An 11,472-nucleotide genomic window follows, 5' to 3' on the forward strand; every position below is an offset into this window, starting at 1 on the left:
CTCGACACGCATGTTGACGTCCATAATCTTATCTCCTAATTGATTACATTTACTCCACCGGCACTCCCGCTTAATAGCAGAATTTTCTGTTATCCTGTCCATCACTTCTTCCTAAAATGCGCATTCCATGATTTGAATCTTAAGATTTTTGCCATACCGAAGTTGATTTGGAGAAGCGCATTCCGAACAAGTGCAATAACAACCTGTATGGTTTTCTGATTAATACCATACAAAAAACTGAATCAATAAGAACATGATTCAGCTTTTTTGATGAGAATGTATTTTACCCTTATTCAAAATTTAAGATTTGAACCTCACCTTCAACAAAGGATTTCTCTGCATAATTCTCTCCCCATTGACAAAGTGACCGCAAGACAGGCTCAAGTGATTGTCCGAGTTCTGTTACAGAATATTCGACCTTTGGCGGTACTTGATTATACATTTTCCGACTAATAATTCTATCAGACTCTAATTCTCTAAGTGTTTGTATGAGCATCTTTTGAGTAATGCTATTCACAAGTCGCTTCAATTCACTCGTTCTTTTTGGACCTTTTATCAAATGGTATAAAATTAGTGCCTTCCATTTACCTCCTATTATTTCCATGGTTATTTCAATGTCACAATAATAAGTTTTCATCTTGAATAACTCCTTATAATTAATGCTATGAGTTTAATCATGGTTTTTCCTTTCTCTTTTTGATTCATACGGAAGCTTATAAAAGTTACCAATGAAGCAGCTAAGGCAAAGATTCCACCCACCCATGAAACATGAATTAGTCCCAAATTTGTTACAACCAAGCCACCAATAGCAGATCCGATAGCTATACCTACATTTATGGATACAGGGGTTAACGATGATGCTAAATCTCTGGCTGCTGGAAAATGCTTCTCTGCTAATTCAACAAAATAAATTTGACTGGTAGACCCTTGAACAAAAACTACTAAAGACATTAACAATATACTAATCATCGCATCAAAAATAGTAGAAGCTGTTACATACAATGAAGCGAGAATCAAAGCTTGAAATATAAAAATGTATCTAAGCTTGCTGATTCCATTTTTTGAAGCTATTTTACCTCCAAGCATGTTACTTATGACTGATACAATACCATATATAAGAAGAACCAGGCTTACATATTCTATTGGAATGGACAATACATCAGCCATAATTGGTATGAGATACGTATACACAATGAATGTTGCCGCAATACTCAAGGCAGGAATTAAGAACGCCAATATGAATTGTGGGTGAACAAGCAGACCAATCTGATTTTTAATAGAGTTTTTTACCCCATCAATATTTTTAGGGAGGATGCTTATTGAGATAATAAGCGCAATTACACCTAACATTGATGTTGTCCAGAAGGTCATATGCCATCCGTAAACTTGTCCAATATATGTTCCCAAAGGTACGCCAATAACGCTGGAGAAGGTAAATCCTGAGAATATGACTGAGAGCGCGAATCCCCTCTTTTCATCTGGAATGGTATCATTTGTTCCAATATTTAGCGCATATGCAACCAGGAAACCTTCAGCAATGGCAGTAATTATGCGGGAAAAAAATAATATTGCAAAAGTATTGGATAATGCGCTAATGACATTGCCAACAATAAAGAAGGAAATCAATATTAACATTATGGGATACTTATTAAAGCGGCTTAATAGTGCTGTTAAAATTGGCGTACCAATTGCAAAAGCGAGCGCAAAACCAGTTACTAATGCTCCAACTGTTGCAATAGAAATATCAAGATCGGTGCCAATCTCATTTAATAGTCCTACAATGGCGAATTCGCTGGTACCGAGTACAAAAGTTAATAAAAACAAGTTAAATATTAGGAACTTTTGCTGTAAAGACAACTGACTTTTATTCACTATTTAACCCCCATTAAGTTTATATACTCAATTTTAGTAATCTTTTACGGATTGCTTGTTGCGAGTGTTGAGCTAAAGTAAAAAAGCTTTCGTACATTATCAATCATATCCCGGCTACAAACGATATTATGAATCAAAAGTAACAATAATAGAAGTACCCACTTATTTGTTACATAGTAACTAGAAAGAAATAATTGTAGCTAGGAAAGGGTTTATGACAGTACATTTCAAATTTTCTTTAAAATTAATAACCCCAATGTGTCCATTGAGGCTTGGTTATAATATGAAGTTCGTTCAGCATGCAAGAATACAACCGGTCAAAACAAACAAGTCAAGCGAAATAGCCAGTTAGATTATGCTCAATTTATGAAGGATTGCTAAGTATTAACAAATTTCAAAACGAAATAAGATCATAATAAAAGTATTGGCAGTCGCCCATAATTGGAGCGGCTGCCTTTTCCACTTAATATTATCTAATTTTGACAGAAAATCTTCGTCAAGTGTGCCCTTTAAAACGGCAGTTCAAAGAATAATTTGGACAGCTGGTTTTGTTGCATACATTTGAATATGAATAGTGATAATAATTAAATTCAGATGATGTCACGAATTTTATTTGCAGATATTTTTAAAAAAGGACAGATAAAATAAAAGTAAAGAAGGTCGACTGATGAGTAATACGATCATATATGGGCTGACATTATTATTGTTGGTACTCTCCTATTGGAAAGACAAGGTAAAGACGCAACGATCTTTAATGAAAGCTTGGAAGTCTTTCGAAAATATTTTACCTCAATTACTTGGGATAATATTAATAATGGGTATTTTACTATCACTCCTTAATGCAGAAACAATCAGTCATTTCATTGGCTCATCCAGCGGTTGGGTTGGTGTTTTGATATCGGCAATTGCAGGTTCTATTGTCATCATACCGGGCTTTGTAGCCTTTCCTATGGTTTCCCTGTTATTACAAGAAGGGGCAGGGATTATGCAGGCAGCTGCATTAGTCTCTACCCTCTTGACAGTGGGAATCGTCACTGCACCATTGGAGATGAAATATTTCGGAAAAAGGCTAACACTTTCACGAAATATCGCGGCATTTCTGTTCTCTTTCTTAGTTGCTTTGATCATTGGATGGGTGGTCGGTGCATGAGCAAAACAATTAAACGATACAAGTTTCCGTTATTGGCTATCATGGCTTTAATCGTTTTGTATTTCTATAAGGAGACGGTCGGTTTGAATGCTATTAGAGTTTCCACATCAAGCCTGAAAGCAATGATGCTTGTTATCCCGCCTATCTTTATATTAATGGGACTTCTGGATACTTGGGTACCAAAGGGAATCATGGTGAAATACATGGGGGAAAACTCAGGATGGATGGGGATCTTTTTAGCTTTTCTTATTGGCTCTGTTGCTGCTGGCCCCCTCTATGCATCTTTTCCAGTTGCTGCCGCTTTCATAAAAAAAGGTGTCAAATTCAGAAATATTATGATTCTCATCGGTGCTTGGTCCTCAACGAAAATACCGATGTTGCTTTTCGAAATGTCTGCTTTAGGATCAACCTTTGCCTTAACCCGGCTGCTAATCAACATTCCAGGAATTATTCTTATAGCATACTTACTTGATTTCATGTCATCGAAAGAACAAAAAGCTGAACTGTACCAAAAAGCTGAACAACTTTAAATTTTCTGATGAATTGGTAAAAGCAGATGAAGCTTCAGAATAATTACCAAATTGTTAACCTTGTAGTAACTTTCCACTAAACAAGTGCTTAATAGTCCGAATAAATATAACCAAAATAACAAATGTAGCCAAGATAAGAATAAAGGCTGCAATGGCCTTCATTGGCATAGAGTTTACATACAAAGCATACTTCAATGCTGCGTTGCTAAGAACAGCCATGGGAAAGCTTAATGCCCACCAAGCCGTGCTGAATGGAATGGATTTATTATATGCCTTAAAAAATAGTACAGTGAATAGGAAAAGTCCGAAATAAAACAAAATTGAGGCAAACATATCGATAGACTGTCTTATATCCACATAGGCCAAAAAGCCCATCTCAAAAGGTGCAATTAAAATTAACAAAGAAGGTTTCATGGCTGCTGCTATAGGTTCGTGATGTATTAAACGGGCAATAATAATAGTCAAGAAAAGAAGAGCTGAAATGCCCCCTATTGCAAAACAAAACATGTTAAATTCATGAGCCCACGCAAACGGCATTGTTACTCCTGTAACTGGTACATTCAATGTAGCCACAGCAGGAATTAACATGGCAGGAACAGCGTGAAGTGGATCCTGCTTAACCTTAAATAAACGAGATACCATGAAGTAGCTTAAAATTAAAGTTAGACATGTACCTATTATCCAAACCACTTGGCCAAGAATTTGGCTGTACGGTAAAACGAGTGTAGAAAGAAGTAGGATTCCGACGGTGATCGCTCCAAAAAAGTTACCAGCAATTGGATTAGAAAATTCAGAATAAACAATTTGGGGGAATTTTACCAACTTTATTGTGTAAAAGATACATAGTAGCACAAATATAATGATGCCCAATAAACCAATCAATTCTGAAATCAATGAAGAGGTTCCAAATAAATTATGGGATAACCTCCAAGCAATCGAAAGTCCTGATATGCCCATAACCGATCCAAATGAGTTAACTGATAGAAATTGCAGCGCATTTTGATTTGTTTTTGCCAATCTTAATGATTCCACATGTTATGCCCCTTCTTTTACGAATATATTGTATCCCAAAACTCTTTGTGAAGTAATTTAGACTGATATTCAGGTGAATATCATTTGAGTTTGATATAAATAAAAGGTACAGCTCCTTAAAACTCCGAGAAGCTGTACCGTAAAATAGAAGTTTGATTTAGGAGAAATGTTTACCAGCAGTAATCGAAGTTCCCCATTCTCCCAATGTCGAGTAGAAACCAAGCTCTCTACCCATCAAGAATTCCGCCGCACGAGTGTATGGACCTTGACGGTAAGATTTCGTTTCTTCTTCTGCCAGCCAAGTTTCCTTAGAGCAATTCCAAATTTCGTAAAGTACAATTTCATCTGGATCATCAACGTTCTCATGTACAATCCCATTTACAAAAGTAGGTTCTTTGGACATTGTATCAAAAAGCGGCTTTAGGTTATCAAAAAAGGCTTGTTTATCCGAGTTAGCTTTCAACTTGAAGCGAGCAATAATTACGGTTTGTTCTGTTTTGTTCATTTTAAATCCTCCTAATTTTCATATAAAAGTATTTTTGTTAAACACGGTCAGATCTGAGCTAAACCGCCGTCTACGAATAATTCCACTCCGTTTACATAACTGCTTTCCTCTGAAGCCAAGAACACAACAGCGTTCGCAATCTCCTCTGACTTGCCAACACGGCTCAGAGGAACGGTTGTTTTCGCGGATTCAAGGACATGATTAAGTGCATCGCCAAACAAATTATCATAGGATGGCGTATATATCATGCCCGGACTCACCACATTTACTCGCATTCCGGTTCCTTTCAAATCAATAATCCAGTTTCGTGCCATTTGACGAACAGCCGCCTTAGATGCGCCGTATACGCTAAACGCTGGGTCGCCAAGCGAACCTGTCGTAGAACCAGTCAAAATAATAGATCCAGTCTGGTTCGGGAACAACGACAACGCTTTTTGAACGGTGAACAGGGTTCCCATCACGTTAACGTCAAACGTGCTTCGGTACTGTTCTTCCGTGATTTGGCCGAGAGGAAGAAACGATCCTACTCCTGCGTTAGCGAACAGGATGTCCAGATGTCCTTTCTCCCGTTTAACCGTTTCGAAAAGCTTATCTAAGTCTTCCAGATTTGAAACATCACCTCGGACGCCAGTCACGCGCTCACCGATTGCACTTACTGCCGCATCCAGCTCACTTTGTCTACGGCCAGTAATAAACACATGTGCCCCTTCTGCAACAAATCTTTTAGCTGTCGCAAGACCAATCCCACTTGTGCCTCCAGTGATAACCGCAACTTTACCTTCAAATTTCCCCATTGTAATTCCTCCTTCGATTTATGCAAATAATAAGTAATGAATAAGAAAAAGAATGAACACTCAAACTTTTATATCTGAGCAACTCCGCCGTCTACGAATAACTCAATACCATTAATATAACTACTTTCATCTGAGGCAAGGAACATAACAGCATTGGCAATCTCTTCAACCGTTCCCACTCTACCTAGAGGAGTTATATTCTTGGCATGAGCAATCACAGCATCAACATTTTCTCCGAATAAGTAATCATAGGCAGGCGTATGAACAAATCCAGGGCTTAGGACATTTATACGAATTTTAGTTCCTTTTAAATCAAGGATCCAGTTACGAGCCATCTGCCTAATCGCAGCTTTTGAAGCTCCGTAAACACTGAACGCTGGATCGCCAATAGAACCCGCTGTTGAACCAGTCATGATTATGGAGCCAACGTTATCTGGAAACAAAGGAATAGCTTTTTGTACAGTGAAAATCGTACCTTTAACGTTAACATCAAAGGTTTTATCGTAATGCTCTTCTGTAATTTCTCCCAATGGAAGCATATAACCAAGCCCTGCATTCGCAAAGAGAATATCTAAATGTCCACTTTGCTCTTTAACCAAAGCATAGAGTTTGTCCAAATCCTCCAGCTTAGAAATGTCCCCTTGAACACCAGTTACATTGGTCCCAATTTGTTTTACCGCTGCATCAAGCTCCTCTTGTCTGCGTCCTGTAATAAATACATGAGCACCTTCTTGTGCGAATTGCGAGGCTGCTTGGAGACCAATCCCACTGGTACCTCCGGTTACTACGGCTACTTTCCCATCAAATTTCCCCATATGCTTTTTCCCCTTTACAACATTTATATTGAATGATTAATCTGAAGTCGGATTGTCTACAAACACAGTTAAGGTATGAATGTAACCATTCTCCATAGTAATGAAGTCTTGTCCTGTAATCACAATTGGATTCTCAGATGATTCGTATCTCCAACTAAATCTCGCTTGATCATGATGTTCGTCTATTGAACCGGGAATAGTTGTGAACACTCTTCCAGAATTTTTTGCTTGTACTTCATCAATCAGGTCAGCCAAAGCGTCATGACCAACAACAACTTGTGAGAAGAACGGATCATATACCCGGCAGTTTGACGTGTACGCTTCCTGAATTTTGCTTCTTCGTTTTTTGGAATCAGTTTCACTCCAAATTTCAATATGTTTATTTATTAACAACTCAATTGTTATGCTCATTTAACGCTTCCCCCCGATGCTAAAATTAACAATAACATTGGTAAGTATGCTTCTACATCACCAAATGATGTAATCAGCTGATTCTATCATCAATTCACTAAATGCTATCGTGGCCACAAGGGACATTATGGGGCAAAAGTTACTATAAAAAAAGTACTTACTTTCTGGTTACATAGTAAGTAAAAAGTGATAATACAGTCTTTATGCTTAAAATGATTGATATGAAAAAAAATCCAATCCATATTCATTCTTTAATACCTTCCTTAAAAAGTATTGCATCAACCTCCTCTATAGGATCATCTTATCAATTGGGATATCCTCTTTCCGTAATCTAAATTACACAAGGATTTTATAGCTATCAAATGATCAAAGAACTATTTCCATTAGTGAACCAAGCCTGCTTGCTTCAAATAGTCATGAGCAACTTGTTCCGCGGCCATTTGTTGCACATTGACTTGGTAGTTCATTTTGCGTATTTCATCGTCCGTAATCTTATCTCCGAGTTTATTGAGAATCCGCTCTAGCTCCGGATATTTCTTTAAAGTTTCATGCCGAATAAGTGATGCACCTTGATAAGGCGGGAACAGATTTTTATCATCTTCAAGAACAGTCAAGTGATACTGCTGAATCTCACTGTCAGTTGAGTACGCATCAATGAGATTAACGTCTCCAGTTTTGATTGCAGAGTAACGCAACTTTGCTTCCATCGTTTTAAGATTGGCAAAATGAAGTCCATACAATTTCTCTATGCCACGATACCCATCTTCTCGATCGGAAAACTCCAACGTCAAGCCGGCGCGAATTGCCGAACGAATTCGATTTAAATCCGATATGGTCTTTAGCTGGTTGTCGACAGCGAGTTGTGTTGGTACTGCTAAAGCATACGTATTGTTATAGTTCATTGGGTGCAGCAGTATCATATCATCGCTATGAAGAATACCTGCTCGAGCTTGTTCGTATACTTCTGAACGGTTCGTACTGACTGCTCTCTCTTTTAGAAAAGTAGAAACGATTGTTCCCGTAAACTCTGGGTAAATATCAATTGCTCCTGATTTTAGTGCTTCGAAAACAAACAAAGTTTTCCCTAAGCCAGGCTTCAGTTCGACTTTTAGCTTTGACTCTTGTTCAATAAGCAGCTTGTACATGTTGATCAAAATCTCCGGCTCAGTGCCCAGCTTGCCTCCGATCACAAGCACACCGCCAGCCGTCCCCCTAAATTGCGGAACTATAATGAGGGCTATACAAATCAAACCTATAGCAACAAACGTGCGTAATCGAATTAGAGAAGTACGCTCCGCAAAGCGTAAAAGATAGTCTGATGCGATAGCGAGCAAGGCAACAGGTATAGCTCCGAGGATTATTAAATCATGGTTACTCCTATCTATGCCGAGTAAGATTAATTTGCCTAATCCTCCTGCCCCAACGAGCGCCGCGAGTGTTGTTGTTCCGATTACAAGCACTGTTGCCGTACGAATGCCTGACATAATAAAAGGTAAGGCAAGCGGAAGTTCTACTCGCCAGAGTCGTTGCCAATCGTTCATTCCCATTGCATTGGATGCTTCTATTAAATTTCGGTCTATTTGCCGAATTCCCGTGTACGTATTACGTAAAATGGGCAGTAAAGAGTATATAACGAGTGCAATAATCGCAGGCTTTTTACCAATTCCTACGAAAGGAATGAGCAGACCTAACAATGCTAAGGAAGGAATTGTTTGAAGCACTGCCGATACCCCGATTATTCCTTCTGCCCACTGTGGGCGCCTTGTTCCATAAATGGCAATTGGAATAGCTATGATAACTGCAATAATTAGAGCAATGAACGAAATTTGAATATGTTGACCAATAGCTCCAAGGAGCTCAGACTTCCGTTCCATAAATACTTGATACAACGCGTTCATTGCTTCATCCTTTCTAATCCCCAACTGTGTTTAATGGCTATTGTTATTCCCATTAGCCGAACCGATGAACTCCTTCACAAAATTTGTTGTTGGATTCTCTATTAGTTCCTTAGCGGTACTCACTTGAACGACAGCGCCATCCTGCATTAAACAGATGCGATCGCCTAGTAAAAGTGCTTCGTGTATATCATGTGTGACAAACAAAATCGTTTTTCCAATTGTTTTTTTCAGTTCAAGCATATCCTGCTGTAGTTGCTCACGACTAATTGGATCCAAAGCACTGAACGGTTCGTCCATCAAAACGATGTCGGGATTCGCAGCTAGCGCCCGTACCACGCCAACTCTTTGCTGCTGTCCTCCAGAAAGTTCAGTAGGCCTTCTAATTCTATACGTTTTTGGATTTAAACCCACCATATCGAGCAGTTCGTTTACCCGGCTGTGTATAGCCTTGGCACTCCAGCCTTGAAGTTCAGGTACAATTGAAATATTTTGCTCTACGGTCATGTGAGGAAACAAGGCAATAGACTGAAGTACATACCCGATATTACAGCGTAGCTCGTGGAGGTTATAATCACGTACTGGCTTTTCATTAATGAAAATTTCACCTGATGTTGGTTCAATTAACCTGTTGACCATTTTCAACAATGTTGTTTTCCCAGAACCGCTAGGTCCGATAAGAACGAAAAACTCACCTTTCTCTATATGGAGATCGACTCCCTGCAAAGCATAATTATGTTCCGAATATTTCTTAGATACTTGCTCAAAGCGAATCATGTACTTCCTCCTACCCGACTGATTTATTATCGCTATGAAAAGAAGGCAAAGAGTCAGGTTTAAAATAAAATGCAAATATAGTTTTAGTTATTATGCTTTCATTTGGTAAAGTTATTTACTACTCCACACATTTCGAATATACACAACAGGTTTCAATTTCGCATACGCTTAAGCTGGAAGTCTTTTTCTATATGAATTTTATTAATATGTTCTTATACATGCTAATACGTGAATAACCATAGGTGTATTATGGATAATTGATACGGGAGGGTATGATCCCTATGTTTATTTACACAGTCAAATCAGGAGATTCTCTTTTTCTAATATCCGTAAAATATCAAGTATCATCTACTTCCATTCGCACTGTGAATGGTTTAAACGAGGCGAGTTTAGTGCCCGGTCAAGTTCTCATCATCCCTACTTTGATTTATATCGTTCAATCTGGTGATACACTTCTATACATTTCCAGCATCAGCTATATTCCCATACAACTCCTAAAGACAGCGAATGGGATGCAAAATAACATAATATATATCGGAATGCGTCTTTATTTACCCCCGCGTCCTAAATACTTGGAGGAGGGATTAAGTTATCTTTTACCAAGCAACCCAGTACAAATTCAACAGACCACACAAAACTTTTCAATCTTAAATACATATTACGGAGTATTTGAATATCACATCACTGAGGAGGGGAATCTTAGTCAGCTCAACTATGATGATCTCGCTGTGATATCCTCCCGTGATCATCAGGTTGCGCCTCTTGCAGTTATTACAAATTTGACACCAGGAGGATTTAGTTCTGAAAAAACCAAACATATTCTGCAATCTCCAAAACTTCGCGACCAATTAATTAGCAACATTCATACATTACTGCAAACAAAAAACTATGCAGGTGTGAATGTTGATTTTGAACGTATTACTGCCAGCGAAAGAGACTTATACTCTGGATTTTTGCGAGCCTTAAACGAAAAGATAAAACCTGATGGGTTTTACACTTCAGTTGCGTTACCAATTAAAAGGAAAGATTCTGAGAATTCTGGCTACGATTATGGTGGAATTGCGAGTGCTGTCGATTTTGTTTTTATCATGGCTTACGATTTTCATGAAGCTCATTCAGCTCCAGGACCTGTTGGACCAATTGATGAAATACGCAATACACTTGACTATGCCCTCACACAAATGAACCCCGATAAAATAATACTTGGTGTACCTAGATACGGTTTCGATTGGACTGTCCTTGGTGATGTTCCTATTAAAGCCAAAGCAGTTTCCGTAAAATCTGCAACTGATACCGCTATCAAATATGAAGTGAACATCCTTTATTCCTTACAATTTCAACAGCCACATTTTAGTTATTGGGATGAGGAAGGCCACAAACATGTTGTTTGGTTTGAGGACGCACGTGCTAGAGCAGCAAAATGCCAACTCGTTATCGATTATCGATTACGTGGTATAGGTGCTTGGCAACTTGGTCTAAACTTTCCCCAATCGTCGTTTTTGATTATGCATTTCTTCACTCAAAAAAGAGTATTGTAACATTTCTAACAAAACGAAAAATTGAAAAAACCGTTAAGCACACTGGTATTATCCCCTTTAAGTAGACACTCAAAAAAAACCTTATGGTATCATAAGGAAATGAGAACAACTTGGAGGGGATTTTTCTATGGCTAAAAAAGGACAAACATTTAA

General features: G+C 38.3%; 11 protein-coding genes and 1 pseudogene. 3 read left to right on the forward strand and 9 right to left on the reverse strand.

All coding sequences use genetic code 11. The annotated features are described in order from the left end of the window. Nucleotides 1-289 precede the first annotated feature (289 nt). On the reverse strand, nt 290-637 hold the full coding sequence (locus AC58P7_RS32015; RefSeq protein ID WP_497350143.1) for a winged helix-turn-helix transcriptional regulator: 348 nt from the start codon (nt 635-637) through the stop codon (nt 290-292). Beyond that, nucleotides 634-1,872 (reverse strand): MFS transporter, encoded by a 1,239-nt coding sequence (locus AC58P7_RS32020; protein ID WP_497350144.1) that lies wholly within the window; start codon nt 1,870-1,872, stop codon nt 634-636. Before AC58P7_RS32020 ends, AC58P7_RS32015 begins: the two co-directional genes overlap by 4 nt. A gap of 667 nt (nt 1,873-2,539) precedes the next feature. On the opposite strand from AC58P7_RS32020, the gene AC58P7_RS32025 reads away from it, so the two are divergent. Both AC58P7_RS32025 and AC58P7_RS32030 read left to right on the forward strand, forming a co-directional pair. Continuing rightward, nucleotides 2,540-3,022: a hypothetical protein gene (locus AC58P7_RS32025; RefSeq protein ID WP_497350145.1), complete on the forward strand. Its 483-nt coding sequence runs from the start codon at nt 2,540-2,542 to the stop codon at nt 3,020-3,022. Beyond that, on the forward strand, nt 3,019-3,552 hold the full coding sequence (locus AC58P7_RS32030; protein ID WP_497350146.1) for a permease: 534 nt from the start codon (nt 3,019-3,021) through the stop codon (nt 3,550-3,552). Before AC58P7_RS32025 ends, AC58P7_RS32030 begins: the two co-directional genes overlap by 4 nt. 54 nt (nt 3,553-3,606) lie before the next feature. Here the strand turns inward: AC58P7_RS32030 and AC58P7_RS32035 are convergent, their stop codons facing one another. The 7 genes and pseudogenes from AC58P7_RS32035 to AC58P7_RS32065 all read right to left on the reverse strand — a co-directional run. Continuing rightward, nucleotides 3,607-4,584 (reverse strand): SLAC1 anion channel family protein, encoded by a 978-nt coding sequence (locus tag AC58P7_RS32035; RefSeq protein WP_497350147.1) that lies wholly within the window; start codon nt 4,582-4,584, stop codon nt 3,607-3,609. A gap of 157 nt (nt 4,585-4,741) precedes the next feature. Next, complete coding sequence (locus AC58P7_RS32040; RefSeq protein ID WP_497350148.1) at nt 4,742-5,089, reverse strand: putative quinol monooxygenase; 348 nt, start codon at nt 5,087-5,089, stop codon at nt 4,742-4,744. A gap of 47 nt (nt 5,090-5,136) precedes the next feature. Then, nucleotides 5,137-5,883 carry an SDR family oxidoreductase gene (locus AC58P7_RS32045; protein ID WP_047682607.1) on the reverse strand — a complete coding sequence of 249 codons (747 nt, stop codon included), beginning with the start codon at nt 5,881-5,883 and terminating at the stop codon, nt 5,137-5,139. Nucleotides 5,884-5,951: 68 nt separating this feature from the next. Next, nucleotides 5,952-6,698 (reverse strand): SDR family NAD(P)-dependent oxidoreductase, encoded by a 747-nt coding sequence (locus AC58P7_RS32050; RefSeq protein WP_497350149.1) that lies wholly within the window; start codon nt 6,696-6,698, stop codon nt 5,952-5,954. 36 nt (nt 6,699-6,734) lie between these two features. After that, the gene (locus tag AC58P7_RS32055; RefSeq protein WP_497350150.1) at nt 6,735-7,109 is read right to left on the reverse strand and encodes a nuclear transport factor 2 family protein; all 375 of its coding nucleotides are present in this window, start codon (nt 7,107-7,109) and stop codon (nt 6,735-6,737) included. 383 nt (nt 7,110-7,492) lie between these two features. Continuing rightward, nucleotides 7,493-9,007: an ABC transporter permease/substrate-binding protein gene (locus AC58P7_RS32060; protein ID WP_497350152.1), complete on the reverse strand. Its 1,515-nt coding sequence runs from the start codon at nt 9,005-9,007 to the stop codon at nt 7,493-7,495. 42 nt (nt 9,008-9,049) lie between these two features. Then, nucleotides 9,050-9,781: pseudogene (locus AC58P7_RS32065) on the reverse strand (ABC transporter ATP-binding protein); the annotation flags it as partial. A 281-nt stretch (nt 9,782-10,062) separates the two neighbouring features. On the opposite strand from AC58P7_RS32065, the gene AC58P7_RS32070 reads away from it, so the two are divergent. Next, a complete protein-coding gene (locus tag AC58P7_RS32070) occupies nt 10,063-11,319 on the forward strand; it encodes a glycosyl hydrolase family 18 protein (RefSeq protein ID WP_497350151.1) in 1,257 nt (418 codons plus the stop codon). Nucleotides 11,320-11,472 lie beyond the last annotated feature (153 nt).

The organism is Paenibacillus sp. J22FR5, from assembly GCF_059691975.1.

What these genes read in the sequence shown, in the direction of transcription:
- AC58P7_RS32015 (WP_497350143.1), bottom strand. Translation starts at nt 637, where the DNA reads ATGAAAACTTATTATTGTGACATTGAAATAACCATGGAAATAATAGGA.
- AC58P7_RS32025 (WP_497350145.1), top strand. Translation starts at nt 2,540, where the DNA reads ATGAGTAATACGATCATATATGGGCTGACATTATTATTGTTGGTACTC.
- AC58P7_RS32030 (WP_497350146.1), top strand. Translation starts at nt 3,019, where the DNA reads ATGAGCAAAACAATTAAACGATACAAGTTTCCGTTATTGGCTATCATG.
- AC58P7_RS32040 (WP_497350148.1), bottom strand. Translation starts at nt 5,089, where the DNA reads ATGAACAAAACAGAACAAACCGTAATTATTGCTCGCTTCAAGTTGAAA.
- AC58P7_RS32045 (WP_047682607.1), bottom strand. Translation starts at nt 5,883, where the DNA reads ATGGGGAAATTTGAAGGTAAAGTTGCGGTTATCACTGGAGGCACAAGT.
- AC58P7_RS32050 (WP_497350149.1), bottom strand. Translation starts at nt 6,698, where the DNA reads ATGGGGAAATTTGATGGGAAAGTAGCCGTAGTAACCGGAGGTACCAGT.
- AC58P7_RS32055 (WP_497350150.1), bottom strand. Translation starts at nt 7,109, where the DNA reads ATGAGCATAACAATTGAGTTGTTAATAAATAAACATATTGAAATTTGG.
- AC58P7_RS32060 (WP_497350152.1), bottom strand. Translation starts at nt 9,007, where the DNA reads ATGAACGCGTTGTATCAAGTATTTATGGAACGGAAGTCTGAGCTCCTT.
- AC58P7_RS32070 (WP_497350151.1), top strand. Translation starts at nt 10,063, where the DNA reads ATGTTTATTTACACAGTCAAATCAGGAGATTCTCTTTTTCTAATATCC.